At 70.7% G+C, this 26,205-nt stretch carries 27 protein-coding genes and 1 pseudogene; 10 read left to right on the forward strand and 18 right to left on the reverse strand.

The features are described from left to right. Positions 1–17 precede the first annotated feature (17 nt). The 5 genes from ACIRL2_RS17595 to ACIRL2_RS17615 all read right to left on the reverse strand — a co-directional run bounded on the left by ACIRL2_RS17595 (position 18) and on the right by ACIRL2_RS17615 (position 5,432). Positions 18–1,358 (reverse strand): class I SAM-dependent methyltransferase, encoded by a 1,341-nt coding sequence (locus tag ACIRL2_RS17595; protein ID WP_395863817.1) that lies wholly within the window; start codon positions 1,356–1,358, stop codon positions 18–20. Positions 1,359–1,502: 144 nt separating this feature from the next. Then, positions 1,503–2,309 (reverse strand): amino acid ABC transporter ATP-binding protein, encoded by an 807-nt coding sequence (locus tag ACIRL2_RS17600; protein WP_395863815.1) that lies wholly within the window; start codon positions 2,307–2,309, stop codon positions 1,503–1,505. Beyond that, positions 2,306–3,220: an amino acid ABC transporter permease gene (locus tag ACIRL2_RS17605; protein ID WP_395863813.1), complete on the reverse strand. Its 915-nt coding sequence runs from the start codon at positions 3,218–3,220 to the stop codon at positions 2,306–2,308. Before ACIRL2_RS17605 ends, ACIRL2_RS17600 begins: the two co-directional genes overlap by 4 nt. A 115-nt stretch (positions 3,221–3,335) precedes the next feature. Continuing rightward, a complete protein-coding gene (locus ACIRL2_RS17610; RefSeq protein ID WP_395863811.1) occupies positions 3,336–4,241 on the reverse strand; it encodes an ABC transporter substrate-binding protein in 906 nt (301 codons plus the stop codon). A gap of 261 nt (positions 4,242–4,502) precedes the next feature. Next, positions 4,503–5,432: a UbiA family prenyltransferase gene (locus ACIRL2_RS17615; protein ID WP_395863809.1), complete on the reverse strand. Its 930-nt coding sequence runs from the start codon at positions 5,430–5,432 to the stop codon at positions 4,503–4,505. A 92-nt stretch (positions 5,433–5,524) separates the two neighbouring features. On the opposite strand from ACIRL2_RS17615, the gene ACIRL2_RS17620 reads away from it, so the two are divergent. Genes ACIRL2_RS17620 through ACIRL2_RS17630 form a run of 3 tightly spaced genes read left to right on the forward strand, consistent with a single transcriptional unit; the run spans position 5,525 to position 8,194 of the window. Further along, positions 5,525–6,658 carry a type III polyketide synthase gene (locus tag ACIRL2_RS17620; RefSeq protein WP_395864069.1) on the forward strand — a complete coding sequence of 378 codons (1,134 nt, stop codon included), beginning with the start codon at positions 5,525–5,527 and terminating at the stop codon, positions 6,656–6,658. A gap of 7 nt (positions 6,659–6,665) precedes the next feature. Next, positions 6,666–7,184, forward strand: a complete 519-nt coding sequence (locus ACIRL2_RS17625; protein WP_395863807.1) for an isoprenylcysteine carboxyl methyltransferase family protein — start codon at positions 6,666–6,668, stop codon at positions 7,182–7,184. Then, positions 7,181–8,194 carry an NAD(P)/FAD-dependent oxidoreductase gene (locus ACIRL2_RS17630; RefSeq protein ID WP_402233013.1) on the forward strand — a complete coding sequence of 338 codons (1,014 nt, stop codon included), beginning with the start codon at positions 7,181–7,183 and terminating at the stop codon, positions 8,192–8,194. The genes ACIRL2_RS17625 and ACIRL2_RS17630 overlap by 4 nt, the downstream gene beginning before the upstream one ends. Positions 8,195–8,476: 282 nt before the next feature. Here ACIRL2_RS17630 and ACIRL2_RS17635 read toward each other — a convergent pair whose 3' ends face one another. The 3 genes from ACIRL2_RS17635 to ACIRL2_RS17645 are packed head-to-tail and all read right to left on the reverse strand — an operon-like array spanning position 8,477 to position 9,929. Then, a complete protein-coding gene (locus ACIRL2_RS17635) occupies positions 8,477–9,586 on the reverse strand; it encodes a hypothetical protein (protein WP_402233018.1) in 1,110 nt (369 codons plus the stop codon). After that, positions 9,583–9,777 carry a hypothetical protein gene (locus tag ACIRL2_RS17640; RefSeq protein ID WP_402233021.1) on the reverse strand — a complete coding sequence of 65 codons (195 nt, stop codon included), beginning with the start codon at positions 9,775–9,777 and terminating at the stop codon, positions 9,583–9,585. The genes ACIRL2_RS17635 and ACIRL2_RS17640 overlap by 4 nt, the downstream gene beginning before the upstream one ends. Continuing rightward, positions 9,774–9,929 carry a hypothetical protein gene (locus ACIRL2_RS17645; protein ID WP_402233024.1) on the reverse strand — a complete coding sequence of 52 codons (156 nt, stop codon included), beginning with the start codon at positions 9,927–9,929 and terminating at the stop codon, positions 9,774–9,776. Before ACIRL2_RS17645 ends, ACIRL2_RS17640 begins: the two co-directional genes overlap by 4 nt. An 812-nt stretch (positions 9,930–10,741) precedes the next feature. Here ACIRL2_RS17645 and ACIRL2_RS17650 point away from each other — a divergent pair. After that, positions 10,742–11,485 (forward strand): annotated as a pseudogene (locus ACIRL2_RS17650) (helix-turn-helix domain-containing protein); the annotation flags it as partial. Between the two features lie 35 nt (positions 11,486–11,520). Then, positions 11,521–11,718: a DUF397 domain-containing protein gene (locus tag ACIRL2_RS17655; RefSeq protein ID WP_402233027.1), complete on the forward strand. Its 198-nt coding sequence runs from the start codon at positions 11,521–11,523 to the stop codon at positions 11,716–11,718. Between the two features lie 23 nt (positions 11,719–11,741). On the opposite strand, the gene ACIRL2_RS17660 is transcribed toward ACIRL2_RS17655, so the two are convergent. Then, on the reverse strand, positions 11,742–12,953 hold the full coding sequence (locus ACIRL2_RS17660; RefSeq protein ID WP_402233029.1) for a helix-turn-helix domain-containing protein: 1,212 nt from the start codon (positions 12,951–12,953) through the stop codon (positions 11,742–11,744). A gap of 172 nt (positions 12,954–13,125) precedes the next feature. Between ACIRL2_RS17660 and ACIRL2_RS17665 the strand changes: the two genes are divergently transcribed. Next, positions 13,126–13,323, forward strand: a complete 198-nt coding sequence (locus tag ACIRL2_RS17665) for a DUF397 domain-containing protein (protein ID WP_402233032.1) — start codon at positions 13,126–13,128, stop codon at positions 13,321–13,323. Positions 13,324–13,358: 35 nt separating this feature from the next. Here the strand turns inward: ACIRL2_RS17665 and ACIRL2_RS17670 are convergent, their stop codons facing one another. Together ACIRL2_RS17670 and ACIRL2_RS17675 are read right to left on the reverse strand one after the other, a co-directional pair. Next, positions 13,359–14,012 carry a GNAT family N-acetyltransferase gene (locus tag ACIRL2_RS17670; protein WP_402233035.1) on the reverse strand — a complete coding sequence of 218 codons (654 nt, stop codon included), beginning with the start codon at positions 14,010–14,012 and terminating at the stop codon, positions 13,359–13,361. Positions 14,013–14,073: 61 nt separating this feature from the next. Beyond that, entirely contained in the window at positions 14,074–14,709 is a 636-nt protein-coding gene (locus ACIRL2_RS17675) for a TetR/AcrR family transcriptional regulator (protein ID WP_395863791.1), read from the reverse strand. A 146-nt stretch (positions 14,710–14,855) separates the two neighbouring features. Between ACIRL2_RS17675 and ACIRL2_RS17680 the strand changes: the two genes are divergently transcribed. The 3 genes from ACIRL2_RS17680 to ACIRL2_RS17690 are packed head-to-tail and all read left to right on the forward strand — an operon-like array spanning position 14,856 to position 17,619. Beyond that, complete coding sequence (locus tag ACIRL2_RS17680) at positions 14,856–16,082, forward strand: acyl-CoA dehydrogenase family protein (RefSeq protein WP_395863789.1); 1,227 nt, start codon at positions 14,856–14,858, stop codon at positions 16,080–16,082. Beyond that, positions 16,079–16,834, forward strand: a complete 756-nt coding sequence (locus ACIRL2_RS17685; protein ID WP_395863787.1) for an SDR family oxidoreductase — start codon at positions 16,079–16,081, stop codon at positions 16,832–16,834. Before ACIRL2_RS17680 ends, ACIRL2_RS17685 begins: the two co-directional genes overlap by 4 nt. Further along, a complete protein-coding gene (locus ACIRL2_RS17690; RefSeq protein ID WP_402233038.1) occupies positions 16,831–17,619 on the forward strand; it encodes an SDR family oxidoreductase in 789 nt (262 codons plus the stop codon). Before ACIRL2_RS17685 ends, ACIRL2_RS17690 begins: the two co-directional genes overlap by 4 nt. 50 nt (positions 17,620–17,669) lie before the next feature. On the opposite strand, the gene ACIRL2_RS17695 is transcribed toward ACIRL2_RS17690, so the two are convergent. The 5 genes from ACIRL2_RS17695 to ACIRL2_RS17715 form a co-directional block, all read right to left on the reverse strand. After that, complete coding sequence (locus ACIRL2_RS17695) at positions 17,670–18,323, reverse strand: FMN reductase (RefSeq protein WP_395863783.1); 654 nt, start codon at positions 18,321–18,323, stop codon at positions 17,670–17,672. A 56-nt stretch (positions 18,324–18,379) separates the two neighbouring features. Next, positions 18,380–19,519, reverse strand: coding sequence for an LLM class flavin-dependent oxidoreductase (locus tag ACIRL2_RS17700; RefSeq protein ID WP_395863781.1), 1,140 nt, complete (start codon positions 19,517–19,519; stop codon positions 18,380–18,382). Positions 19,520–20,403: 884 nt separating this feature from the next. Continuing rightward, the gene (locus ACIRL2_RS17705; RefSeq protein WP_402233042.1) at positions 20,404–21,096 is read right to left on the reverse strand and encodes a FadR/GntR family transcriptional regulator; all 693 of its coding nucleotides are present in this window, start codon (positions 21,094–21,096) and stop codon (positions 20,404–20,406) included. A gap of 36 nt (positions 21,097–21,132) precedes the next feature. Continuing rightward, positions 21,133–23,010, reverse strand: a complete 1,878-nt coding sequence (gene leuA / locus ACIRL2_RS17710; RefSeq protein WP_402233044.1) for a 2-isopropylmalate synthase — start codon at positions 23,008–23,010, stop codon at positions 21,133–21,135. A 380-nt stretch (positions 23,011–23,390) separates the two neighbouring features. Continuing rightward, positions 23,391–23,612, reverse strand: a complete 222-nt coding sequence (locus ACIRL2_RS17715) for a hypothetical protein (protein ID WP_026218929.1) — start codon at positions 23,610–23,612, stop codon at positions 23,391–23,393. Positions 23,613–23,930: 318 nt separating this feature from the next. Between ACIRL2_RS17715 and ACIRL2_RS17720 the strand changes: the two genes are divergently transcribed. After that, complete coding sequence (locus ACIRL2_RS17720; RefSeq protein ID WP_402233046.1) at positions 23,931–24,635, forward strand: hypothetical protein; 705 nt, start codon at positions 23,931–23,933, stop codon at positions 24,633–24,635. Between the two features lie 196 nt (positions 24,636–24,831). Here the strand turns inward: ACIRL2_RS17720 and ACIRL2_RS17725 are convergent, their stop codons facing one another. Together ACIRL2_RS17725 and ACIRL2_RS17730 are read right to left on the reverse strand one after the other, a co-directional pair. Next, the gene (locus tag ACIRL2_RS17725) at positions 24,832–25,596 is read right to left on the reverse strand and encodes an SDR family NAD(P)-dependent oxidoreductase (protein WP_395863773.1); all 765 of its coding nucleotides are present in this window, start codon (positions 25,594–25,596) and stop codon (positions 24,832–24,834) included. 100 nt (positions 25,597–25,696) lie between these two features. Beyond that, on the reverse strand, positions 25,697–26,089 hold the full coding sequence (locus tag ACIRL2_RS17730; protein ID WP_395863771.1) for a nuclear transport factor 2 family protein: 393 nt from the start codon (positions 26,087–26,089) through the stop codon (positions 25,697–25,699). Positions 26,090–26,205 lie beyond the last annotated feature (116 nt).

The raw sequence follows: 26,205 nt of genomic DNA on the forward strand, positions 1-26,205 counted from the left end.
GCACGTGCGCCCGCCGGTCACATCGTCCGGGTCGGCGGCATGCCCGAGCGGCCCGAGGCGGGGGTCTTGACCGCCAGGATCTGGTTGACGCCGATGCGGTTCTGTTCGAAGGCCAGGGCCGAGGCGGCCATGTACAGGCGCCAGACCCGGACCCTGCCCGGTGAGGTCAGCCGGGTGGCGCGGTCCCGGGCGGCCTCCAGGTTGGCCACCCACGCGCGCAGCGTGGTCGCGTAGTGCTCGCGCAGCGCGTGCACGTCCCGCACCTCGAAGCCCGCCTCCTCCAGCACCGACACCGTGCTGCCCACCGGCGTCAGCTCGCCGTCCGGGAAGACGTAGCGGTCGATGAACTCGTCGACGTGGTAGGCGGATTCGTCCCGCGCAGGGCGGCGGGCGATCTGGTGGTTGAGCAACCGGCCGCCGGGACGCAGGAGTTCGTACAACGAGTCGGCGTACTCACGGAAGCGGATCCGGCCCACGTGTTCGGCCATGCCGATCGAGGAGATCGCGTCGTAGGGGCCGTCGGCGTGTTCGCGGTAGTCCTGGATCCTGATCTCGACCCGGCCGGTCAGCCCCGCCTCGGAGACCCGTTTGCGGGCCAGGTCGGCCTGTTCGCGCGAGATGGTGATGCCGACCACCTGCACGCCGTAGTGCTCGGCGGCGTGCAGCGCCATCGACCCCCACCCGCAGCCCACGTCCAGCAGCCGCATCCCCGGGCCCAGCGCCAGCTTGCGGCAGACCAGGTCGAGCTTGGCCCGCTGGGCGTCCTCCAGGGTCGCGTCGGGGCGGTCCCAGTAGGCGCACGAGTAGACCATCGAGGGGCCCAGGATCAGCGCGTAGAACTCATTGCCGACGTCGTAGTGGTGCCGGATCGCCTCCTGGTCGCGGCGCAGGCTGTGCAGCATGCCCCGGCGGCGGCGGACCTCCTCGGCGGGCGCGGGCGGCGGTACCGGCAGGCCGGTCAGGGTGAGCGCCTCGCCCATCGGGCGCAGCGCGCCGAGCGCGGCCCGCACGGACGGCAGCGGGCGCTCGGGGTGGTGGGTGCGGATGGCGACCGCCTTGGCCGCCGGGGCGCTCACGGGCGGCGGCTCGTCGCGGTGCAGGGCGATGCCGGCCAGTCGGTCCAGCGCGTCGTAGAGGTCGCCGTCCACGTCCAGGTCGCCGGACACCCAGCCGCGCGCGAAGCCCAGCTCGCCCGGCTTCCACATCAGCCGGCGCAGCGCGCGTCGGTTGCGGACGACCAGGGTCGGGCCGTCCGGAGGCCCCGCCTCGCTGCCGTCCCAGGCCCGGATCCGAATCGGCGACGGGCGGCCGAGTACCTGCTGGGTCAGCGCGGCCAGGCGGTTGGCGGTGTGCGGCATGACGGATTCCTCCGCGGTGTGGAACCCCGGACTCCCGATCCGGGCTACACCGTTGCCCCTACCCCAATCGACGCGGAGCGCGAACGGAATTGCTCCGTCCGGGGCGGATCACCGCCCCGGACGGAGCACATCGTGTCCGGCCGGTCACAGCACCTTGGACAGGAACGCCTTCGTGCGGTCGTGCTGCGGGTTGCTCAGCACCTCGCGGGGCACCCCCGCCTCGACCACGAGTCCGTCGTCCATGAACACCAGCGAGTCGCCGACCTCGCGCGCGAAGCCCATCTCGTGGGTGACCACGATCATCGTCATGCCCTCCTCGGCGAGGCCGCGCATGACGTCGAGGACCTCGCCGACGAGTTCGGGGTCGAGCGCGGAGGTCGGCTCGTCGAACAACATCAGCTTGGGGTCCATGGCCAGCGCGCGGGCGATGGCCACCCGCTGCTGTTGGCCGCCGGAGAGCTGGGCGGGGTAGGCGTCCGCCTTGTCGCCCAGGCCGACCCGCTCCAGGAGTTGGTGCGCGCGCTCCCGGGCGGCGGGCTTGCTGATGCCCTTGACCTGGGTGGGCGCCTCCATGATGTTGCCCGCGGCGGTCATGTGCGGGAAGAGGTTGAAGCGCTGGAACACCATGCCGATGTCGCGCCGCTTGAGCGCGACCTCGCTGTCGCGCAGCTCGTAGAGCTTGCCGTCCTTCTCCCGGTAGCCGACGAGTTCGCCGTCCACCCACAACCGCCCGGCGTTGACCTTCTCCAGGTGGTTGATGCAGCGCAGGAAGGTGGACTTGCCGGAGCCGGAGGGGCCGACGATGCACATGACCTCGCCGGCGCCTACCTCCAGGTCGATGCCCTTGAGCACCTCCAGCGGGCCGAACGACTTGCAGACGTCCTCGGCCTTGACCATGGGTTGCCCGGAGCCGGCCGCCCCGGGCGCGGGCTTGTCGAAGTTGGTCGTCATCGGATCTCGACTCCCGAACGCCGGGTCGGGAACAGGTTGGCCCTGATCCGCTGGAGCGGGGTGGGCGGCAGCGCCCGGCTGGCCCCGCGCGAGAAGCGGCGTTCCAGGTAGTACTGGCCGATGCTGAAGACGGTGGTCAGCAGCAGGTACCAGAAGCAGGCCGCGAAGAGCAGCTCCATCACCGCGAGGTTGTTGGTGTACACGTCCTTGGCCTTCTGCAGCACCTCGGGGTAGACCACCACGCTGGCCAGCGAGGACGTCTTGAGCATGTTGATGAACTCGTTGCCGGTGGGCGGCACGATCACCCGCATCGCCTGCGGCAGCACGATCCGGCGCAGGGTACGGCCCTTGGACATGCCGAGCGCGTGGGCCGCCTCGGTCTGGCCCTCGTCGACGGACTGGATGCCCGATCGCACGATCTCGGCCATGTACGCGCCCTCGTTGATGCCGAGGCCGAGCAGCGCCGCCCAGATCGGGGTGATCAAGTTGTTGGTGTTATGGCCGAACATGGTCGGGAAGATCAGCGCGAGGTTGCCCCAGATGAGCAACTGGACCAGAACCGGCGTGCCGCGGAAGAACCAGATGTAGACCGACGAGACGGTCGCGGTGACCGGATTGCCGGACAGTCGCCCGATCGCGGCGAGCACGCCGAGTACGAGCCCGAGCGCCATCGAGTAGAGGCTGATCTTCAGCGTGTTGACTGCGCCCTTGATGATCTGTTCGTCGAACAGGTACTCGCCGGTCACGCTCCAGTGGATCTTCGCGTTCGCGAACGCGTTGATCAGGAGGCCGACCAGGGCCAGAACCACGACGGCGGCGACCCAACGGCCGTAGTGCGGCACGGGGATCGCTTTGATGTGTTCCCGTTTGGCCGGCTGTTTGTCGGCCGCGGGGGTTGGGGGTGTGGTCACGGGAAGGTGACCTCCTCTTGGAGCACGAGTGCGGGCGCGGGCACGGGGTGGCCCGGTGGGACGGTCCGCCGGGTCCGGCCCCGCCGCCGCTGGGCGGGCGGGGCCGGACCTCGGATCAGGAGGTGCCGCCGTTGATGGTGACCTCGGTGACGGCGCCGGCCTCGACCTTCCAGTTGTTCAGGATCTTGGCGTACTCGCCGTTCTTGATCAGCGCCTCCAGGGCCGACTTCAGCGCCTGCTGGAGCTGCTGGTTGTCCCTGCCGACGCCGATGCCGTAGAGGCCGGCATCGATCTGTTCGCCCGTGACCTCGAAGTCCTTGCCGTCACCGGAGGTCTGCGCGTTGTACGCGGCGACCGGGAAGTCGTTGAGGTCGGCGACGGCGGCACCGCTCTTGAGCTTGAGCAGGGCCTCGCCGTCGTGCTCGTACTTCTGGATCGTGATCGCGCCCTTGCCCGACTCCTCGCACTTCTTGGACTGGGCGGTGGCGACGTCCTCGTTGGTCGTCGCCTGCTGGAGCGCGACGATCTTCCCGCACAGGTCGTCGAGCGACTTGATGTTCTGCGGGTTGCCCTTCTGCACCAGGATCGAGGTGCCGGCGCGGAAGTAGTCGACGAACGCCAGGCCCTGGCCCTGCCGCTCCTTCTTGTCGGTCATCGCGGACATGACCAGGTCGAAGCGCTTGGAGGTGATCCCGGTGATCAGCGAGTCGAACGGGGAGTTCTTGTACTCGTACTTGACACCGAGCTGCTTGCTGAGCGCGGCGGCCAGCTCGGGGTCCACGCCGACGGCCTTGCCGCCCTTCATGAACTCGATCGGTGCGTACGCGATCTCCGAGCCGATCTTGAGCTTGCCGGACTTCTGGACGTCCGGCGGGAGCATCTTGAAGAACGGCGCGTTCTCGTCCTTCTTGCCGAGCGCGCTGTCGCCGCCATCGTCCCCACAGCCGGTCAGGAGCATGGAGCCCGCGACCAGGGTTGCGGCACAGGCGATCAGGCGGCGGTGGGTAAGGCGTCCGCTCATGTGCGGGTTCCTCCAGGTATGAGGGGACAGGGTGGCCGGCATGGCACGAGCTGACTCGCGGTGCCCGATCTGCGGGCGGTTTGGGCGAATCCGGGATCGAGCTATGGGCATGAATGATTTCCTGGTGCTCTGTACGGGACAATGGGACAGATTGTTAATTACGAAGATCCAATTTGACAGAATGTCAAGCAGCGATGGGGACATTTCATCCCATCGGGCGATTTTCCAGGGCATACCGAAACGGCTCTGGCCGGCCGGGGTCTACGCGCATTGGCGTGATACTCGCCGGACGGCGCGTGAGCCGGCGCGGGCGATGCCGGTCCCCCGGCGCAGCAGGAGCGCCACGTCGATCGCGGCGACACCGATCGCGGTGGCGAACGGAACGGCGGGGCGTCGGCCGCCGAGCAGCGCGCCCGCGGCGGCCAGTACGCCGGCACCGGCCAGCGCGAGCCGGCCGGCCCGGTCCGGTCGGCCGTACGCGAGCAACGCGGTGGCGCCGAGCAGCGGCAGCGGGGTGAGCGTGCGGATCCCGGTCGGGCCGAGCCGGTGCGGCAGGCCGCGTACGCCGCCCGCGTGGTCGACACCCAGGTCCGGCAGCGCGTCCGCCAGATGCGCGCCACAGCCCAGCAGCGCGGCGGCGGAGACGACCCACCACGCGGGCGCGGGCCGCCCGGGCAGCCCGAACGCGACGAACGCGGGCAGACTCGCGAAGCCGACCGCGTAGGGCACCCAGGACCCGACGGTGCCCTTGACCCCGAGGTCGTACGCCCACGCGGCACCCACCCCGACCAAATGCGCGGTGCCCGCCGCCGGCCCCGACGCGTAGGACAGCGGTACGCACGCCACGAGCGCGGTTCGGGCGGCGAGTGCCACCCGTTCGGCCGTGACCAGGTCGGCGACGACCGGCTTGCCGATGCGCCCGGCGGCCCGATCGCGGTCCGCGTCCACCGCGTCGTTGCACCAGCCGACCGACAACTGCCCGCTGAGCACCGCCGCGCCGACGAGCGCGCAACCCTTGGCGTCGCGCCCGGCCGCGACGGCGAGCGCGGTGGTCAGGGCCGTGACGGCGAGCGTCGGACCGAGGTGGCAGGCGAACAGGAGGCCGAGCACGGGCGCGTGTTCGGCGGGACGCCCGCCGGGGTGTGCGGGGGTGTGCGGGGTGGCTCCGCTCGGCGTGGCGGCTTCACTCACGTGGGTGTCCTCTCCGGGTAGCCGGCGTACGTCCGGCGCATGCGAGCGACGAGTGCGGGCAAACGACGTGGGTTCGGTGTTCCCGCTGGGCACTGTTCCAGCGTTCCCGCTCGCCGCCGGTTCCGTTCGCCGCCCAGCGTCTTCGCTCCTCATCCAGCCGGGGATACGCCATGACCCGCATCGCAGCCGTCCGTGGCGCACTGCCGCCGCACCGATACCCGCAAGCCGAGATCACCGAGGCGTTCGCGGCGATGTGCCTGCCCGCCGGCGCCGATCGCCGCGTCCTGGATCGGCTGCACGCGAGTGCCCGGGTGCACACCCGCCATCTGGCGCTGCCGCTGGACCACTACGCCAAGCTCGACGACTTCGGCGCCGCCAACGACGCCTACCTGGACGTCGCGGTCGAGCTCGCGGCCGAGGCGGTCGAGTCCGCGCTCGGCGCCGCCGGGCTCAGCGCGCGCGACCTGGACCTGATCGTGTTCACCACGGTGACCGGCCTCGCGGTGCCCTCGATCGACGCGCGCCTGGTCGGCCGGCTCGGCCTGCGCGCGGACATCAAGCGGCTGCCGGTGTTCGGCCTCGGCTGCGTCGCGGGCGCCGCCGGCATCGCCCGCCTGCACGACTACCTGCGCGGGTGGCCCGAGCACGTCGCCGCGCTGGTCTCGGTCGAGTTGTGCTCGCTCACCCTCCAGCGCGACGACGCCTCGATCGCCAATCTGGTCGCGGGCGCGCTGTTCGGCGACGGCGCGGCCGCGGTGATCGCCTGCGGCGACGCGCGGACCGGGCCCGGGCGCGGACCGCGGGTGGTCTCCAGCCGCAGTCGCATGTATCCGGACTCGGCCCGGGTGATGGGCTGGGACGTGAGCGGCTCCGGGTTTCGGATCGTGCTCGGCTCGGACGTCCCCGACGTGGTCCGCGAGTATTTGGGCGGCGACGTGCGGACCTTCCTCGCCGAACACGACCTGACCCCGGCCGACATCACCGCGTGGGTCTGCCACCCGGGCGGCCCGAAGGTGCTCGAGGCGGTCGCCGAGACGCTCGAACTCCCGGCCGGCGCCCTGGACCTGACGTGGCGTTCGCTGGCCTCGACCGGAAACCTGTCGTCCACCTCGGTGCTGCACGTGCTGCGCGACACGATGGCCGCCCGGCCCGATCCCGGTACGCCGGGCCTGATGATCGCGATGGGCCCGGGGTTCTGCTCCGAGCTCGTCCTCCTGGAGTGGTAGGTCGGGGATGTACTGGTATTTCGCACTGGTGGGCCTGGTCGCCCTCGAACGCGTCGCCGAGTTGGTGGTCTCCCGGCGCAACCTGGCCTGGAGCCTGGCCCGGGGCGGCGTGGTCAGCGGACAGGGGCACTACCCGCCGATGGTCGTGCTGCACGTCGGCCTGCTGGCCGCGTGCGTCCTGGAAGTGGGGCTGGGCGACCGACCGTTCGTGCCCTGGTTCGGGTGGTCGATGTTCGCCCTCGTGCTCGCCGCGCAGGCGCTGCGCTGGTGGTGCATCACGGCGCTGGGGCCGCGCTGGAACACCCAGGTCGTGGTGGTGCCGGGACTTCCGCTGGTGCGCACCGGGCCGTACCGGCTGCCCTGGTTGCCGCACCCCAACTACGTCGCGGTCGCGGTCGAGGGCCTGGCCCTGCCGCTCGTGCACGGCGCGTGGGTCACCGCGCTCGCGTTCACCGGACTCAACGCCGCGCTGATGGTGGTCCGGATCCGCTGCGAGTCGACCGCGCTGTCGGCGGCGACCGCGTGATCGACCTGCTCGTCGCCGGCGGTGGGCCGGCGGGTCTGGCCACCGCGATCCACGGCGCGCTCGCGGGGCTGCGCGTGGTGGTCGTGGAGCCGCGGCCGGCGCCGGTGGACAAGGCGTGCGGCGAGGGGCTGATGCCGACGGGCGTTGCCGCGCTGGCCCGGCTGGGGATCACGCCCGCGGGGCGGCCGTTGGCCGGGATCCGGTACCTGGACACCCGGCACGCGGTGCAGGCGAGATTCCGGGAGGGACCGGGACTGGGCGTACGGCGGACCACGCTGCACGCCGCGCTGTACGAACGGGCGCTGGCGCTGGGCGTGGAGCACAGGGTCGGGCGGGTCACCGACGTGCGGCAGGACGCGCACGGGGTGACCGCGGCCGGGCTGAGCGCGCACTGGCTGGTGGCCGCCGACGGCCTGCACTCTCCGATCCGGGCCACCCTCGGGCCCGCCGTGCCGGATCGCCGGGCCCGGCGGTACGGGCTGCGCCGGCACTTCGAGGTCGCACCGTGGACCGACTTCGTCGAGGTGCACTGGTCGCCGCGCGGCGAGGCGTACGTGACGCCGGTGGGCCCGGACCTGGTCGGCGTCGCGATGCTGGGGCCGCGCGGTCGTTCCTACGACGACCACCTCGCCGCCTTCCCGGCGCTGCGGGATCGGTTGGCGGGCGCGGCGGCCGGCGAGGTGCGCGGCGCGGGGCCACTGCGCCGCCGGGTCCGCACCCGGGTCGCGGGCCGCGTCCTGCTCGTCGGCGACGCGGCCGGCTACACCGACGCGCTCACCGGCGAGGGCGTCGCGCTGGCCCTGGCCTCGGCCCGAGCCCTGGTCGCCGCCCTCGTCGCGGGCAGCCCCGAACGCTACGAATCCGACTGGCGCCGGCTCTCCCTCCGCCACCGCCTGCTCACCGAATCCCTCCTCACCGCCCGCTCCCACCCACACACGGCCCGCCTGATCGTCCCCGCGGCCCACCGCCTGCCACGGGTGTTCGGCACGATCGTCAACGCGTTGGCGTAGGTCGGGATCGGGGCCGCGGGACTGCGGGATCGGGGGATCACAGGACCGCGGGATGACGGGATCGGGGACCGTATTGCCCAGGCGCGCCCGAGGAGGGCGCACACTCCGGCGGGGATCGCCCCGCTGTCCGGAGCCTGTGGCAACGTCCGGCGGGCTTCCACGGCGCCACCCGAATCGTCGTCTTCGGGATGGACCCGATCGCCGCGCCGTAGCCGACACCGGGATCGGAACGGCCCCGACGCCGTGCCGCTTCGAGGGCCGGGGCCGTCCCTCCATCTCCTTCTACGGAGCCTGCCAGGGAATCGACGGCCCGCAGTCCACCCGACCGTGCGGCCCGTCGTGCCACACCCACTGTCCATCACCGGTCACCGTGACGCCGTGCTCCTCGCGCGGGGGTTCACCCCGCGCACGCCACGCTGCGTAGGCGTCCTCGATCTCCCGCCACAGGTCGCGCGGCCCGCCCTCGTTCACCTCGAACGAGTGGGCGTCCGGTACGTAGTCGACGGAGGCCCAGGACTGCCCGTCGGCGTACCACGTGGTGAACTCCCCGGCGTGCGCTCCCCTCCCGAAGAACGTGCGCTGCTCGACATCGGGCAGCCGAAGCCCGATCGCGAAATCCGCGTGCTCCTCCTGAAGGGGTCGCGGATCCGTCGTCGTGTGGCGGACCCTGCCCACGCTCGGGTCGGCGATGACGTCACCCACGAAGCGCCGGGCCTCGAACCTCGGGCGCTGCGACCGGGCCCACATGAAGTTGACGTTGCCCACGAATCGGCCCGAGGCCGTGCCGTCGGCCGCGACGACCAGGCGCAGGAGACCGGAGTTGTGGAAGGCCGTGCCCCAGGGCGTGAGGATCACCCCTCCGGGCCGGACCTGTTCCACCCACGCGTACGGCACGCGTTGTACCGCCATGGTGGCGGCAATCCGGTCGTAGGGGGCACCTTCCTTGTAGCCGTGCAGCCCGTCGCCGACGATCAGGGTCGGTTCCGAGCCGCAGCCGCGCAGGGACTCCTGGGCCTGGATCGCCACGAGTGGATCCACCTCGATCGAGGTCACCCGGCCGGCGGTGAGCGCGGTGGCCAACAGCGCAGTGGACCACCCGGTGCCGGTACCGATTTCGAGGATGTCGTGATCCGGTTCGACGTCGAGTTGTTCGAGCATGTGCCGCACGAGGGAGGGTTGCGACGCCGACGATGTCGGGATCAGGCTCCCGCCCGGCATGCCGTCATCCATCTGAGTCACAAGCGGGATGTCGGCCGCCACGGCTTCCGCCCACGCCTCGGGGTCGGTGTCGCGGTCGATCAGGGCGTCGTCACTCCCCCACACCACCCCCGGGACGTACGAGCGCCGGGGCGTGTCCGCGAAAACTGCGTCCCAGTCGACCAAGGTGCTCACTTGTCCTTCTCCTTGTCGCGGTCCCTGTCCTTCGGCGGCACGGGCCTGTCCCACTGGCCGTCCCGCTGCCGTTGGGGGGTCTTGGCGTCGCCGTCCTTGTCGTCCTTGGCGTGGTTCCCCATCGTCTTGCCTCCCGAGTTGTCGTGTGTCGAGCCGATGCCAGTCGGTGGAGGCGTAGGTATCGCCGTCATCGCTCCTTCTCCTCCTCGTCGAGCAGGAACGGAGGTTCCGCCCAATCGGCCACCGCACCCAACGGGCAACCGACTCGCTCCAGGTCGGACAACAACGCGAACCACTCCGGGCCGACCGGCGGTTGCACGGTCGCCAACATGCCCCTGTCCACGGCGCACAACTCCGTAAGCGTGCCGTCCGGCCGAAGCGTCGCGTCTTCCCCGCCGACGTATCTCACGCTCCGATACAGAATCGGCGAAGGCGGCCGAAGAATGACCAAGTCCCGTACCTGACAAGCGAATTCAATCCCACTACGCAAGCGCAGATGAACCTGTCGCCCTCGCACGTCCATAAGCACACCCTCGCGACCCGAATAGGCGTCACGACACCACGCGTGCCGATAGCGCTCGAAGAACGCGAGCCCCCGGTCGAGATCCTCCTGCGTGCTCCCCGAAACCCGCTGCCGCGTGGTCATCGCACGTTCCGCCCACCCGAGCGCGGCGCGCGAATCCACAGCAACAACCGCGAACGCAAACGTAGTCGCGGCTCCCGGAGTGGGGTGAACGCAGCGGTATCGGCGTCCGCCCCGCCGACCCACTCCCGAATCAGCACCCTCAACCGCTCGTCCTGCCAGTCGCGATCCTCCGCCGGAACCGGCACCGAAGCACGTTGAGTCCACCCGAATTGATATGCCATCGTGGGTACGTGTCCTTTCTGTGAGGGGCACGCAGGGAGTGGGGCGACTCGCCAAAGTTGAGCCCCACTCCCTACGCCCGTCGCAGCCCCACCCTTCGGCCTGCGACGTTTTGAGCAAGGGATTGCCTCTCCCTTCCGTACACGGTCTGTCGCTCTGCGTCCCCATCATGAGGTGGGAGAGCTAGCCTGTGCATCTCGGCATCGTTTCCGATTTGCGGTGGAACGGAAGGGGGAACGCCCGTGCGATACCAAGAGAAAGACCTCGAACCCCAAGGCTCGCCACGGCAGATGTTCGGGCGGGAGATTCGGGTCAAGCGCAAGAGCGTGGGCATGTCACTGACGGCGTGCGCGACGATCCTGGGCTACAGCAAGGCGGCGATGTCTCGATACGAGACCGGCGAGAGCACCATCCCACCGGACATGCCGGCAAAACTGGATATTGCCTTCGAGACGGACGGGTTCTTCGTACGGCTTTACCAGATGGTGGAGCACGACCAATTCCCGGACCGTTATCGCGGGTTCATGGCGCTGGCGGCGAAGGCAGAGGCGATCCTGGAGTACTCGGCGCTCACCGTGCCTGGGTTGTTGCAGATCCCTGCCTACGCCCGCGCGCAGTTCAGCAGGTTTGTGCCCAGGTGGCCGGACCCCGAGATCGAACGAAAAGTTGCCGCACGCGTCAATCGGCAAAGCATCTTTACTCGGGAACACCCGCCGCGCTACGGCGCAATCCTTGACCAGGCGGCCATCAGCCGCGTGATCGGTGGCCCAGCCGTCATGCGCACGCAACTCGAAGTGCTCTTGCCTCGGATGGACACGCGGTACGGCACGATCCAAGTCCTACCGTTCAACTCCGGAGCCCACCCGCAATTGGGCGGATCGCTGACGTTGCTGACCCTGCCCGACAGTGAGCCCGTCGCATACCTCGAAGGTAGCCACACCGGCCAGTTGCGTGAGGATTCCGCTACTGTCGCAGACCATCAAACGGCATACGATTGTCTACGCGCCTACGCCCTCTCCCCCAGGGAGTCGGCCGAGATGATCCGGGCGGTCATCGAGGAGTTGGAAGCATGCAAGGGACGCGGGACGCAACCGCCGCGACGTGGCGTAAGAGCTCCTACAGCAACTCGGATGGGGGCAACTGCGTCGAGGTCCGCAATGATCTCCCGGGCGTCGTCCCGGTACGTGACTCGAAGGCCCCAGCCGTAGGTCAACTCCTCATCGGCGCAACGCCATGGACTGCACTGACCGACGCCCTCCGGAACTGACTCGCCCCCTGCCGGCCCCGCCTCTAGGCAATCCGCAAGCGGTCGGCGAGGGCGAGGAGTGGGGTCGATCTGCGGCGCTCGCGCGAGACCAGGTCCGTGACGACTCGGCGGGATGTGGCGTGGTAGCGCATCCACTCGGGGGCGGTGTGTTCGGCCTTGAGGATGGCGCGGGTTGCCCGGTCGTCGTTGGCGAGGTCGATGTGGGCCAGGGCGCGGTCGACGTAGTAGCGCGCCTGCCACGTGGGCGGGAGGCTGTTCAGGTCGGTGATGCGACGGGCTTCGGCCAACGCCTTTTCGGGGCGGTCCATTTCGACGAAGGCGTTGACCGTGGCGACACCCGCGTTGGTGGGTCCGAACGGGGTGGCATAGTCGATGCGGTCGGCGCCGATCCGGGCGGCGGCGGCATTGGCGAGACGCAGGAGTTCGGCGGCGGTGTCCTTGCGCTCCGCGCGGACGGCGGCCGAGGCGGCGCGTAGGAGCAGGATGCCCCACAGGGCGACGTCGATCGGCGGTGTCTTCGTCCACGACGGCTCGATCTTCTCCGCAGTTGCCTCGGCCACCCGTTGCGCGTCGTCTATCCGCCCCTGCTTGCTGAAGATCCAGGACAGCGTCGACATGCCAATGACTTCGAGCCGGGCATCATCGGAGTGCCCGGCTGCGCTCCTGGCCCGCTCCATCGCCGTGTACGCCGCGTCCTCCTTGCCGAACGCGGCCAGAGTCGTTGCCGCGACCTGGTACGCCTCCGCCAGGATGGCGAACGAGGCGGCGCGATCGGCGCCGGAGTGCTCGCGCGTCGCGGACCGCGCATCCGAGATGAGTCGCGGCAATACGGCGGCGATCTCCGACAGCTTCCCGTCACGCCGGATCGCCTCCGTCGACCTCAACGCCGCCCGAAGGTCGAGGACGGACGGCGATTCCCCGTCGGCGACCGCCATTTCGTCTTCGATCAACTCGGAAACCGGAGTCACGGCCCGCCGGAGCGCCAACAGGCTCGGTAGCGGATCCCGATGCACCGCGCCCTCGAACGTGGTCGGCTGCCCAATCAGGATCGACGTTTCCACGTCGAGCGCGCTCGCGAGTGCGTTGAGCGTGGAGAGCCGGGCCGTGAGTCGCTGGTTCTGTTCCAGCTTGCGGACGACATCGACGGAAACCCCCGCAGCGGCGGCGAGCGACTCCTGAGTGTGGTCCCTCCGCAGGCGCAGCCGCGCGATGCGATCCCCGATGCTGTCTTGCATGGTCAGGACTCCCGGCAAGGTAGGCGCTGACCCCACGGTACGCCCGCCGGCCGGCCGGCAATCGCGGGAAGCGACCACCGGCTCACGTCATACGATCGGCTACGCGCGCCTCTGCCCTTTCCCCGAAAGAGTCGGCAGCGATGATCCGGGCGACCATCAAGGAGTTGCAATCATGCAAGGAATCCAGAACGCAGACATCAGCTCATGGCGCAAGAGCACGTACAGCAACGGCGATCAAGGCAACTGCGTCGAGGTCCGCGATGATCTCCCGGGCCTCGTCCCGATACGCGACTCGAAGGACCCGAGCATCGGGCATCTGACAATCGACGCGGCATCCTGGACAGCACTGACCAACGCCCTCCGAAGCTGACCCAACCCGGCCGACCCCTATGCCTCCGGCACCGTTTACGTGGGGCAGCCGAACATTTCGCGGCACGCGTCCAGGCCCTCGATCTCGGTCTCGATCGTGCGGTGTTCCCGCCAGGCGTCTCGGGTCAGGCGTAGGCGGCGGGCCGGGCGCGGGGGGCCGTTTTCGTCGGCGGGGAGGATCTCGATGCCGTCGTCGGCGTAGCCGAGGCGTCGGGAGACCGCCAGCGAGGGTGCGTTGTCCAGGAGCGCCGAAGAGATCGCCCACTGGGCGCCGAGGCCGGCGAAGGCCAACTCCAGCATCGCGGCCCTCATCTCCGTACCGAACCCGTGGCCCTGGTGGGCCAGGCCCAGCCAGGAGCCCGAGCCGATCTCGCGCCGGCGGGCGAAGTCCGTGGCGCTGCACTCCTGGAGGCCGATCACCCGACCCTCGTGCACGACGGCGAGCAGCAGCTTCCACTCCTCCGGCCGCCAGTTCGCCCACGAGCCCCAGTAGAACTTGAGGGCCTCCCGGGCCCGAGCCGGATGCGGCGCGCGCGTCCACGGCGTACTGAACGGCATGAAGTCGGGTGCGTGCACGCCGAGTTCGGCGAGTTCGACCAGCGCCACCAGGTCCTCCTGGCTCGCCGCCCGCAGTTCCAGCCGAGGCGTGGTCAACCGTAGGCCGAAGACCGGCCAATGATCAGTGAGCATGGTCGATTCTCGACGCGACACCCCACCCCACGCGAGCGAATTCCGCCGTCGCGACCGCCTGCTACCGCGTCTGCGCCGTCGGCGCCAGCCCGTGCAGCAGCAGGTCCGCGAACACGTCGCCGACCTCGCGCGGCGACATCGGCCCGTCGAGCTGGTACCAGCTGTTCAGGTGGTGCACGCCGCCGAAGAAGTTGTGCGTGGCGATGTCGGCCGACACGTCCGCGCGCAGCAGGCCCTCGCGCTGGCCCTGCTCGATCAGCGAGCGGAAGCGCTCGTGGTAGCGCCGCCGCTCGGCCCGGATCTCGTTGCGCTTGTCCGGCGCGAGCAGGTGCATCGAGCGGAAGTAGACCACCGCGTCGTCGATGTTGCCCAGGGTGGTGACCACCACGTCCGCCGCCGCCTCGCGCAGCCGGTCCACGACCGGCTCGGGGCCGTCCGCGATGGTGTTCAGCCGCTCGGTCTGCATCGCGAGCATGCGGTGGTAGATCTCCACCAGCAGGTCGTCCTTGGACGCGTAGTAGTGGTACATCGCCCCCTTGGTGACCCCGGCGGCGGCCACGATCTCCTGGACCGAGGTGCTCTCGAAGCCGCGCTCGGCGAACATCCGCGAGGCGATCCGGAGCAGCCGCTGGGGCAAGGGTGTCTCTTCGGCCTCGGACAGAACCGGTGCCGCGTTTCCGCGACCTCTAGCCGCCATGATGTCCAACCTTTCGGGGGAGCGTTCGACGCCACCCTAGCCAAGATACCGACCGGTCGGTACCGTAATTCGCGCACGGCACGTCTCGCGCACCCTACGGCCACGGAACGTCCGCGCCGTCTGCGACCAGGGAGAGGAAGGCGCCGGTGGACTTCAGCTACGACACACGGACCGAGGAACTGCGGGAGCGACTGCTCGCGTTCATGACCGAGCACGTGTACCCCGCCGAAGCCGTGTTCACCGATCAGGTGGCCGATCCGGGCGCCGATCCGTGGGGTCGGCCGCCGGTGATCGAGGAGCTCAAGGTCGAGGCCCGCAAGCGCGGCCTATGGAACCTGTTTCTGCCGGGCGCCGAGGGCGCGGGCCTGACCAACCTCCAGTACGCGCCGCTGGCCGAGATCGCCGGCCGCAGCCCGCACCTGGGCCCCGAGGCGCTCAACTGCGCCGCGCCCGACACCGGCAACATGGAACTGCTGCACGACTTCGGCACGCCAGAGCAGCAGGAGCGATGGCTGAAGCCGCTGCTGGAGGGCACCATCCGCTCGGCGTTCTGTATGACCGAGCCCGACGTCGCCTCCTCCGACGCCACCAACATCACCACGAGCATCGTCCGCGACGGCGACGAGTACGTGATCGACGGCCGCAAGTGGTGGTCCTCCGGGGCGATGGCGCCCACCTGCGAGATCCTGGTCGTGATGGGCAAGACCGACCCGGACGCGCCGCGCCACCGCCGGCAGAGCATGATCCTGGTGCCGCGCGACACCCCGGGTGTACACATCCGGCGCGGGATGCACGTCTTCGGCTACACCGACGGTCCGCACGGCGGCCATGCCGAGGTGGTCTTCGACAACGTACGGGTGCCCGCCGCGAACCTGGTCGGCAACGCCGGCGACGGCTTCGCCATCGCGCAGGCCCGGCTCGGCCCCGGCCGGATCCACCACTGCATGCGGCTGATCGGGATGGCCGAGCGCGGCCTGGAACTGATGTGTCGCCGGGTTATCGCCCGCGAGGCGTTCGGCGGGCCGCTCGCCGACCAGGGCGTGATCCAGGAGTGGATCGCCGAATCCAGGGTGCGGATCGAGCAGTTGCGCCTGCTCGTGCTCAAGACCGCGTGGCTGATGGACACCGTCGGCAACCGCGGCGCGCACCGCGAGATCCAGTCGATCAAGATCGCCACACCGCTCACCGTCGAGTGGATCCTGGACAAGGCCATCCAGGCGCACGGCGCGGGCGGCCTGTCCCAGGACTTCGTGCTCGCGTCGCTCTGGACGCACGCGCGCACGCTGCGTCTGGCCGACGGGCCGGACGAGGTACACCGTCGTTCGCTCGCTCACCGCGAGCTCAAGTCCTACCGAGAGGCAGCCGCCCAGTGAGCGACTCGTCCCGTCCCGTAGCCATCGTCACCGGCGCGAGCCGAGGCATCGGCCTGGGCATCGCCCAGGCCCTGGTCGCGCGCGGCGACCGGGTCTGCGTGACCGCGCGTGGCGCGGACACGCTGGCCGAGGTGGTCGCCTCGCTCGGCGGTCCCGAGCACGCGATCGGCGTCGCGGGCAAGGCGCACGACCCGGTCCACCAGGACGCGGCGGTGGCCGCGACCCTGGAGGCGTTCGGCCGGATCGACATGCTGGTCAACAACGCCGGCATCAACCCGGTGTACGGCCCGCTGGTGGAGCTCGACCTGGACGCCGGGCGCAAGATCCTGGAGGTCAACCTGCTCGCCGCGCTCGCATGGACGCAGCGCGTGCACAAGGCGTGGCTGGGCGAGCACGGCGGCGCGATCGTCAACGTCTCCTCGCTCGCCGGCGCGCGGCCCGCGCACGGGATCGGCTTCTACGGCGTCAGCAAGGCCGCGCTGACCCACCTGACCGCCCAACTCGCGAGCGAACTCGGCCCGCGGGTGCGGGTGAACGCGGTGGCGCCCGCGGTGGTCAAGACGGTCTTCGCGACCGCGCTGTACGAGGGCCGCGAGGAAGAGGTCGCGGCGGCCTACCCGATGGGCCGGCTCGGCGTGCCCGAGGACGTGGCCGGCGCCGTGGCGTTCCTGCTGTCCGAGCAGGCGAGCTGGATCACCGGCCAGACGCTGCTGGTCGACGGCGGCGTGAGCCTGTCCGGCGGTGTCGGATGACCGCGCTCGCCGGCGCCGGGGTGGTGATCACCGGTTCCGGTGCCGGGATCGGCGCGGCTCTGGCCCGCCGCTTCGCCGCCGACGGCGCCCGCGTCGTGGTCAACGACCTGGACGCGGACGCGTGCCACGCGGTCGCCGCCGAGATCGACGGCATCGCGCTGCCCGGCGACGCGGCCGGCGAGGAGGGCGTCGCGGCGCTGATCGCCGGTGCCCGCAAGGCCCTCGGCGGCGAGATCGACGTCTACTGCGCCAACGCCGGCATCGGCGAGGGCATGGGCCTGGACGCCTCGGAAGCGGCCTGGGACCGCTCGTGGGACGTCAACGTGATGGCGCACGTACGCGCCGCGCGGCTGCTCACCCCGGCCTGGCTGGCCCGGGGCCGGGGCCACCTGGTCACCACGGTCTCCGCCGCCGGCCTACTGACCATGCTGGACGCGGCGGCGTACTCCGTGACCAAGCACGCCGCCTACGCGTTCGCCGAGTGGATGGCGATCACCTACGGCGCCAAGGGCATCACGGTCCAGGCGGTCTGCCCGCTGGGCGTGCGCACGGCGCTGCTCGGCGCGACCGGGGAGGCCGCCCGGCTGATCCTGGACGACGGCGCGATCGAGCCGGCTGAGGTCGCCGACGTGGTCGCCGAGGCGGTCGTCACCGGCGCCCCCTTCCTGATCCTGCCCCACCCCGAGGTGGCCCGGATGTACGCGGGCCGAGCCGCCGACCCGGGCCGCTGGCTGGCCGGCATGCGCAAGCTCCAGGCCCGCCTGGAGGTCGCGAAGGACGGCTGAGACCACCCGGGCCCGGGACGGCGGCGCCACGTCGCCCCGGGCCGGTGCGCTCATCCTCGGCGCAGCGCCGCCAACTGCTCGGCGAACGGCACCACTTCGTCGATCGAGTCGCCCTCGCCGCCGCCACCGGCTTCGCGCCTGGACAACCCCGCCGCGAGGTCGGCGAGTTCGCCGCCGGCGCGGGCGATTCGGACGGACAGGTCGTCGCCGGCACCGGCCGCCGCGCCCCAGTCGTCGGTCGCCGCGTACACCGAGGTCGGCACGACCGTGGCCCGCAGGTAGGCGAACATCGGGCGCAGCGCGTGCTCCAGGGCCAGCGAGTGCCGTGCGGTACCGCCGGTCGCCGCGATCAGCACCGGTTTCCCGGTCAGCGCGGTGTGGTCCAGTACGTCGAAGAAGGACTTGAACAGCCCGCTGTAGGACGCGGTGAAGATCGGCGTGACCGCGATCAGGGCGTCCGCTCCGGTGACCGTCTCGATCGCGGCGCGCAGACCCGGCGGCGGGAAGCCGGTGACCAGGTTGTGCGCGATGTCCACCGCGACGTCGCGCAGTTCGACCACCCGGACGTCCGCCTCGACGCCCCGATCGGCCGATTGCCGACGCGTGGCCTCGGCGAGGCGATCACCGAGCAGGCGGGTGGACGAGGGCTTGCCCAGTCCGGCCGAGACGACCACGAGCTTGAGCGGTTGCGGCTTGGGCGGCATGGTGTGCTTCTTCCTTTCTCTCCGGTCTCTCCGGCGGTACAGGGGTGTTCGGCCGGTCACAGCACCGGTGCGACCTCGTTGGCCGGTGCGACCCCGTCGACCGGCGCTGCCTCGTTCGCCGCCGCGTCCCGTCGGGCGACCAGCGCCGCGTGCGTCGGGCCGGCCGGCACGTCCGTCCCGCGCCGGGCCGCGAACTCCTTGCGCAGCACCGGGATCACCTCTTCGCCGAGCAGGTCGAGCTGCTCCAGCACGGTCTTCAGCGGCAGGCCGGCATGGTCCATCAGGAACAGCTGGCGCTGGTAGTCGCCGAACGAGTCGCGGAAGGTCAGCGTCTTGTCGATGACCTCCTGCGGGCTCCCCACGGTCAGCGGCGTCTGATCGGTGAACTCCTCCAGCGACGGACCGTGGCCGTACACCGGCGCGTTGTCGAAGTAGGGGCGGAATTCGCGTATCGCGTCCTGCGAGTTCCTGCGCATGAACACCTGCCCGCCGACGCCGACGATGGCCTGCTCGCGGGTGCCGTGCCCGTAGTGCTCGAAGCGGTCGCGGTAGAGGTTGATCAGCCGGACGAAGTGGTCCCGGGGCCAGAAGATGTTGTTGGCGAAGAACCCGTCGCCGTAGTAGGCGGCCTGCTCGGCGATCTCGGGGCTGCGGATCGAGCCGTGCCACACGAACGGCGGCACGCCGTCCAACGGTCGCGGTGTCGAGGTGAAGCCCTGGAGCGGCGTACGGAAGCGGCCCTCCCAGTCGACCACGTCGTTGCGCCACAGCTCGTGCAGGAGCGCGTAGTTCTCGATCGCCAGCGGGATGCCCTGGCGGATGTCCTGACCGAACCACGGGTACACCGGTCCGGTGTTGCCCCGACCCATCATCAGGTCCACCCGGCCGTCGGCCAGGTGCTGGAGCATCGCGTAGTCCTCGGCGATCTTCACCGGGTCGTTCGTGGTGATCAACGTGGTCGAGGTGGAGAGGATGATCCGCTCGGTACGCGCGGCCACATAGCCGAGCAGCGTGGTCGGCGACGAGGGCACGAACGGCGGGTTGTGGTGCTCCCCGGTCGCGAACACGTCCAGACCGACCTCCTCGGCCTTGAGCGCGATCGCCACCATCGCCTTGATCCGCTCGTGCTCGGTGGGCTCCCGGCCGGTAGTGGGGTCGACGGTGACGTCTCCGACGGTAAAGATCCCGAACTGCACGATGACCACTCTCTCAGGTAGTTGAACTCTCAATCATCCCTAAAGCAAGATACGCCGCCCCCTATTCCCAACCAAGACCGGGCCGGGGCCGGGGCCGGGCGGGGCCCGGACGGGGGCCGAGGCCGGGCGGGGGCCCGGGCAGCCGGGCCGCGCCGGGACGGGGCAGCCCGGACAGACGGACGGGGCCCGAATCGGAGCGAAGCCGGAAGCCAGCCGAGGCGGAGCCGGGCCAGCGCGAATCCCGCGCCGGATCGGGGCACCAAGCCGTCCGGACGCGTAGCGGACGTGCATCCCGGACGCGTAGCGGACGCGCATCCCGGACGCGTAGCGGACGTGCATCCCGGGCGCGTAGCGGACGGCCCGACCGTGACCGCGTAGCGGGCATGCACCCCGGCACGCCGACCGGGGGCACGCCCACAACGCAGCCGCCCGCGCCACACAGCCCGCCAGGCCCGCGCCTCTCACGGGCCATCTCCCACAGGGCCCGAATCGGAGCGAAGCCGGAGACCAGCCGAGGCGGAGCCGGGCCAGCGCGAATCCCGCGCCGGGACGGAACACCAAGCCGTCCGGACGCGTAGCGGACGTGCATCCCGGACGCGTAGCGGACGGCCCGACCGTGACCGCGTAGCGGGCATGCACCCCGGCACGCCGACCGGGGCACGCCCACAACGCAGCCGCCCCGCGCCGAGCAGCCGGGCCAGGGCCGGCCAGAGCCGGCCAGAGCCGGCCAGGGCTCGACGCCCCCTGGGGCTCCGGCACCGCCGGAGAGCGACGCGGCTCCATGTGCGGCACACCACCGCGCGGCACACCAATACGCGGCACACCGCCGCGCGGCACACCAATACGCGGCACACGCCACCGCGCAGCACCGCCACCGCGTGGGTTCAGTCGCGCAGGATGCGTAGGCTTACCGCGAGTTCCGCCTCGGTGACGCGGCCTGCCGCCGCGGCGTCGCCGGATCGGATTGCCGCGACCATTGCCGCGTGCGCGTCGGCGCCCGGGTCCGCCGAGGCGGTGCGCAGGCCCTTCTCGTCCATCACCGCGAGCAGGTCCAGCAGCCCCGGCCGCATGGTCACCTGGAACACCGCGAACAGGTCGGTCAGCACGTCGTTGTGCGCCGCCGCGACGATGCTCGCGTGGAACGCGATGTCCGCGTCGATGTACGCCTCGTCGTCCCCGAGCGCGGCGGCCCGCGCGGCCAACCCCGCCTCCAGCGCCGCGAGGTCCTCGTCGGTACGCCGCTCCGCGGCCAACATCGCCGCCCGCACCTCGATCAGGTTGCGCACCTCGTACACCTCGGCCGCCGAGGCCCGCCGCAGCCGCGTGGTCAGGTCCTCGACCGGCTCGGTGGCGATCACGAAGACGCCGGACCCCTGCCGGGACTCGACCAGACCCGCTCCCGCCAGCGCGCGAATCGCCTCGCGCACGGTCGAGCGGCCGATGCCCAGTTCCTTGCCGAGCGCCACCTCGCCGGGCAGCTTGGCTCCCACCGGCCAGTGCCCCGCGGCGATCCGGTCACGAAGCCGTTCGGCCGCCTGGCCGACCAGCGGGCTGCGGCGCAGGGGGCCGAACGTCATCGTGTCACCCTCACATCTCAGGTTGTCTGACGAATCCTAACCCGCCGGAACCCCGATCCGTCCCTCCCGCTCCCCTGCGCGAGCTCGCTCCGCCGTCCGGGCCCGATTCACCGCCGACACGGTCGCGTGCACCGAGGCGGCCAGGATCGAGGTGTCGATCCCGACGCCCCAGCGGGTGACCCCGTCCACCCGGCACTCCACGTACGACGCCGCCTGCCGGTCGCCGCCCGCGCCGATCGAGTGCTCGATGTAGTCCAGGATCTCGACCCGGATCCCGGCCGCGCCGAACGCCGACGTCAGCGCCGACAGCGGTCCGTTCCCCTCACCAACCACCGAAAGCCCGACCACAGAAAGCCCGACCACCGAACGTCCGACCGCCGAACGCCCGCCCGCCGCATCGGTGAGCGTCCCGGTGAACACGTGCCGTCCCGGTTCAACCTCCTCGGCCCGCCATCCGCTCACGTCCACCGGCGAGCGCCGGTCCAGGTACTCGCGCCGGAACAGCTCGCCCAACTCGACCGAGGTGATCTCCTCGCCGCTGTCGTCGGTGGCCTCCTGGACCACCCGGGAGAACTCGATCTGGAGCCGGCGCGGCAGGTCCAGGCCGTGCGCGCTCTGCATCAGGTAGGCGATGCCGCCCTTGCCGGACTGGCTGTTGACCCGGATCACCGCCTCGTAGTCGCGGCCCACGTCGGCCGGGTCGATCGGCAGGTACGGCACGTCCCACGGCGCGCGGTCCGCGGACAGGCCCAACTCCTCGGCCTGGCGGGCGTGCCGCGCGAAGCCCTTCTTGATCGCGTCCTGGTGGGTGCCGGAGAAGGCGGTGTACACCAGGTCGCCGCCGTAGGGGTGGCGGGCGTGCACGTCGATCCGGTTCGCGTACTCGACGGTGCGTCGGATCTCGTCGATGTCGGAGAAGTCGATCATCGGATCCACCCCCTGCGTGTGCAGGTTCAGCGCGAGCGTGACCAGGTCCACGTTGCCGGTCCGCTCGCCGTTGCCGAACAAGCAGCCCTCGATCCGCTGCGCGCCCGCCAGCAGCGCCAGTTCGGCGCAGGCGACGCCGGTACCGCGATCGTTGTGCGGGTGCACGGACAGGATCACCGCGTCTCGGCGGGCCAGATGCCGGTGCATGTACTCGATCTGGTCGGCGTACACGTTCGGCGTGGCGATCTCGACCGTGGCCGGCAGGTTGTGGATCACCGGCCGGTCCGGGCTCGCGTCCCACAGCTCGGTGACGCTGTCGCACACCTCCAGGACGTAGTCGGGCTCGGTCAGGTTGAACACCTCGGGCGAGAACTCGAACCGGATGTCAGCATTCGGCCGGGCGTCCGCGCCACGCGCGACGTCCTTCGCGCCGGCCAGGATCAGGCCGTGCAGCGCGGCCCGGTCGTGTCCGAGGACGACCTCGCGCCAGGTCGGCGCGGTCGCGGTGTACATGTGCACCACGGCGTGCGCCAGTCCCTCGATGGATTGGTGGGTGCGTTCGATCAGGTCGGTCCGGGCGGCGGTGAAGACCACGATGGTCACGTCGTCCGGGACCGCGTCGCTCTCGGCCAGGTGCCGGACGAAGTCGTAGTCGGCGCGGCTGGCCGACGGGTAGCCGACCTCGATCTCCTTGAAGCCCATCGCCACCAGCAGGTCGAACATCCGCCGCTTGCGTGACGGGTCCATCGGCTCGGCCAGTGCCTGATTGCCGTCCCGCAGGTCCACCGGAACCCACAGCGGCGCCTGTTCGATCCGCCGGGTGGGCCAGGTCCGCTCGGTCGGGTCGATCCCGACCCGGACCCGTTCGTGCGCCGGGCGGTAGCGGTGGTGCGGCATCGCGCTCGGGCGCTGCCGGTTCCAGTGCGGCCGATCCTCGGGGATGGGGCCGGCGGGGGTGCGCAGGGTCGGGAAGTTGTGTTCGGTCATGGTGCGGAACCGTCCTCGCGGTCGAAAGATCGACCGGCAGCACCGAACCCCGCGGCGGGGTGCCGGTCGGATCAGACCCCGCCGCGGCGGCCGAGAAGGAGGACGCGCAGCTTCATGACGAGGACGCTAGCACAACTTGTCTGACAACCTGATGTCTTTCTCGAGGGCTACGCCCAAAATGAAGAAAGCAACACACCAAGGCACGACGCCCCACGACGCCCAAGGACACGCCCGCACAACGCCCGCACACAGAGCCCCAACGCGCACGCACCCCAGCGCACCCGCCCAACACACACCGCCACCGCCGCCCCAACGAGAGGAGGCGCCGACCCGGTTACCCGGAGGCGCCTCCCTGGACCGACCGCGTGGAGTCGGGATGTTCAGAGATTGCTCAGCTTCGCGTAGGGACGGCAGATCCGCTCCTGACGCGACCCGAAATCGACAGTGACCGCGATGTCCTCTTCGACACCGACGATCCGACCGAGTCCGTACTGATCGTGCGTCACTCGTGCACCGAGTTCGAAATCCTCGATGATGGGAGCGACCGGGACATTGAAGGGACTGGTGGGCAGAATGCGCCGGGTCACGGCTGACGTCGTCATCCCCACCAGTATGCGCCTGTCGGGTGACGCGCGGGGCGTTCGGGGGCGGTATAGGCGAAGCCGTAACCGGAAAGTGTCCCCACGATATGGCGGTTCGAATCCCGTAGAACCCGACCGAAATGCCGCACGGCCAACCCTGCCGCAGGTCACGCGGGATCCGGCCGGCACCGCGTTCTCGCACACTATGCGAACAACGCCCCGGTAAACCCGATTGGGCCGATCGGGCGAAGCCCGAACGCATCGCCGACGCGTGCCGCCCCCCGCCCGGCGCCGGTCGGGCCGCCGTACCGATCCCCGCCCGCCGATAGGGTCGGCGGCATGAGCGACAGCACTGCCCCGGTGGACATCGAGCTGGTCAGGCCGCCCGAGATCCTGCTCGAGCACGACGAGGTACGGGTCTTCCACAGCGGCATCCTGCGCACGCCGGCCGGCCTGTACACCAGCATCGGCATGGAGACCTTGGCCCGTCCCACCGGCCCGCGCCCGCCGGCGCCGCCGCTGTTCGGGCAGTACGGGGTGTCGGTGACCCGCTCGGGCGACCGGTTCGCCCACTCGGCGCTGGCCACGACATTGTCGGCCGGGCCGATCCGGTTCACCTCCTGCCTGTTCGGTCCCGTCCCGGACGGCGATCTGGTGCTGGACGTGGTGCTGCCGACCATCCCGCGCCGCCTGGTGCTGCGCTTCGACTCGGACCGGCACGACGGCACCGGCCTGACACTGAGCACGCCGCCGGCGATCGTGCGCACCGAGGCGGGCGTGACGTTGTGGCACGCGGGGGTGTTGCGTACGGACGCCGGTCGGCTCACCCACGTGGAGGCGACCTCCTCGGACGACCGCGCGCTCGGCGGCGCCAAGTGGGACGTCGAACACAAGCCGCTGGCGGTGACCTGGGACGACCCGACACCGGCCCGTGAGGCGCGGCAGCGAGGGCGGGACTTCGTGAGCACGGACAGTTGGATCGCCGCACCCGACGCGCACGGCACGCTCTCGTGCGCGCCGCTGGACGTGACGCGGGAGCTGTAGCGACAGTCCCGAGCAACGCTCGCGAGCGGCACTTCCGAGCGACGTTCCCACGCCACTTCCGAGCGACAGTCCCGAGCAACGCTCCCGAGCGGCACTTCCGAGCTACACTCCCACGCCACTTCCGAGCGACACTCCCTCCCAGTCGGGTGGGCACCGCCGACCCAAATCCCGGTGGAGGACGGAACACCCGCCCGCTCTACAGGTCCGACCCGCCGGTGGCGTCGATCGTGGTGCCGGTGACCCAGCGGGCGTCGTCGGAGGCCAGGAACGCGACCGCGTCGGCGATGTCGGCGGGTTGCCCGACCCGGCCCAGTGCCGCACGGCCCGCGGCCTGCGCCTGGGCCGCCGGATTCCCGCGCAGCCAACCCGCGTTGACGTCGGTGTCGACGATGCCGGGGGCGACATTGTTGACCGTGATCCCACGCGGGCCCAGGTGCTTGGCCAGAGCGAGCGTGAACGCGTCCAGAGCGCCCTTGGTCATCGCGTACGCGATCGCCTCGGGGAAGGCGATCCGGGTCGCACCGGAGGTGACGGTGACGATCCGGCCGCCATCGCGCAGTACCGGCAGCGCCTCGCGGGTGAGGAAGAACGGCGCCCGGGTGTTGACCGCGAACACCCGGTCGTAGCCGGCCTCGGTCTCCGCCTCGATCGGCCCGGTCGAGCCGATCCCCGCGTTGTGCACCAGGATGTCCAGCCCTTCGACGCCGAACTCGGCCCAGCCGGCCCGCAGTCCACCCAAGAGCGTGTCCACGTCGCCCGGTACGCCGAGTTCGGCGTGCACCGCGAAGGCCAGCCCGCCGGCCGCCCCGATCGCCGCGACCACCTCCTTCGCGGCGGCCTCGTCCCGGCCGTAGTGCACCGCGACCAGTGCCCCGTCCGCGGCCAGCCGCTCGGCGATGGCGCGGCCGATCCCCCTGCTCGCGCCGGTGACGAGCGCGGTCTTGGCGGTGAGCGTGTGCATGGTTGCGCCTTTCGTCCGCGAACCGCTTCTTTAGCGATCGCTACAAATCTCGTTCGGGCAGCACCGTACCCCAGATTTGTTAGCGATCGCTACAGAAGCATCACCGAGCCGACCCCAGACCCTGATCGGCCTCCGATCCGGCGAGCATCAGCGTGGTCTCCTCGATCCGAAGGAATCGGCCGTCCGGCGCGAACTCGCCGAACACGTACACCTCCATCACCACGGTCGCGCCGTCCGCCTTGCGCACCTCGACGGTGTGCCGATCGGCGTAGCGCGACCCGTCGAACAGTTCCTCGTGCAGGCGCACCCGGCCGCCGGCCACGACCGAGCGCAGGTGCGCGATGTGTTCGACGAAGCCGGCCCGGTCCGACCAGACGCCGTCGGTGCGCTGGCGGTAGTCCGGCGCGAAGTGCCGGTCGACGGCGGTGTCGAGATCCAACTCCGGGCGGAAGAGGAGGTCGGTGAGGGCGGGAACGATTGCGGTCTGTGTCATGGCGAGGTGACTCCGATCCGGGCGGTCCACGCAGGACGGCCCACGCGAAGGAAATGCGTGCTTGGCGCACGCTTTTGACGATAGCCCATAAGCGTGCGCGGCGCACGCTAATCTGA

It is taken from the genome of Embleya sp. NPDC127516 (assembly GCF_044765325.1).
Classification (GTDB): domain Bacteria; phylum Actinomycetota; class Actinomycetes; order Streptomycetales; family Streptomycetaceae; genus Embleya.

Coding starts and splice junctions, on each gene's coding strand:
- ACIRL2_RS17595 (WP_395863817.1), bottom strand. CDS start 1,358: ATGCCGCACACCGCCAACCGCCTGGCCGCGCTGACCCAGCAGGTACTC.
- ACIRL2_RS17600 (WP_395863815.1), bottom strand. CDS start 2,309: ATGACGACCAACTTCGACAAGCCCGCGCCCGGGGCGGCCGGCTCCGGG.
- ACIRL2_RS17610 (WP_395863811.1), bottom strand. CDS start 4,241: ATGAGCGGACGCCTTACCCACCGCCGCCTGATCGCCTGTGCCGCAACC.
- ACIRL2_RS17625 (WP_395863807.1), top strand. CDS start 6,666: ATGTACTGGTATTTCGCACTGGTGGGCCTGGTCGCCCTCGAACGCGTC.
- ACIRL2_RS17640 (WP_402233021.1), bottom strand. CDS start 9,777: ATGACGGCGATACCTACGCCTCCACCGACTGGCATCGGCTCGACACAC.
- ACIRL2_RS17655 (WP_402233027.1), top strand. CDS start 11,521: ATGCAAGGGACGCGGGACGCAACCGCCGCGACGTGGCGTAAGAGCTCC.
- ACIRL2_RS17660 (WP_402233029.1), bottom strand. CDS start 12,953: ATGCAAGACAGCATCGGGGATCGCATCGCGCGGCTGCGCCTGCGGAGG.
- ACIRL2_RS17665 (WP_402233032.1), top strand. CDS start 13,126: ATGCAAGGAATCCAGAACGCAGACATCAGCTCATGGCGCAAGAGCACG.
- ACIRL2_RS17670 (WP_402233035.1), bottom strand. CDS start 14,012: ATGCTCACTGATCATTGGCCGGTCTTCGGCCTACGGTTGACCACGCCT.
- ACIRL2_RS17675 (WP_395863791.1), bottom strand. CDS start 14,709: ATGGCGGCTAGAGGTCGCGGAAACGCGGCACCGGTTCTGTCCGAGGCC.
- ACIRL2_RS17690 (WP_402233038.1), top strand. CDS start 16,831: ATGACCGCGCTCGCCGGCGCCGGGGTGGTGATCACCGGTTCCGGTGCC.
- ACIRL2_RS17695 (WP_395863783.1), bottom strand. CDS start 18,323: ATGCCGCCCAAGCCGCAACCGCTCAAGCTCGTGGTCGTCTCGGCCGGA.
- ACIRL2_RS17705 (WP_402233042.1), bottom strand. CDS start 21,096: ATGACGTTCGGCCCCCTGCGCCGCAGCCCGCTGGTCGGCCAGGCGGCC.
- leuA (WP_402233044.1), bottom strand. CDS start 23,010: ATGACCGAACACAACTTCCCGACCCTGCGCACCCCCGCCGGCCCCATC.
- ACIRL2_RS17715 (WP_026218929.1), bottom strand. CDS start 23,612: ATGACGACGTCAGCCGTGACCCGGCGCATTCTGCCCACCAGTCCCTTC.
- ACIRL2_RS17720 (WP_402233046.1), top strand. CDS start 23,931: ATGAGCGACAGCACTGCCCCGGTGGACATCGAGCTGGTCAGGCCGCCC.
- ACIRL2_RS17725 (WP_395863773.1), bottom strand. CDS start 25,596: ATGCACACGCTCACCGCCAAGACCGCGCTCGTCACCGGCGCGAGCAGG.
- ACIRL2_RS17730 (WP_395863771.1), bottom strand. CDS start 26,089: ATGACACAGACCGCAATCGTTCCCGCCCTCACCGACCTCCTCTTCCGC.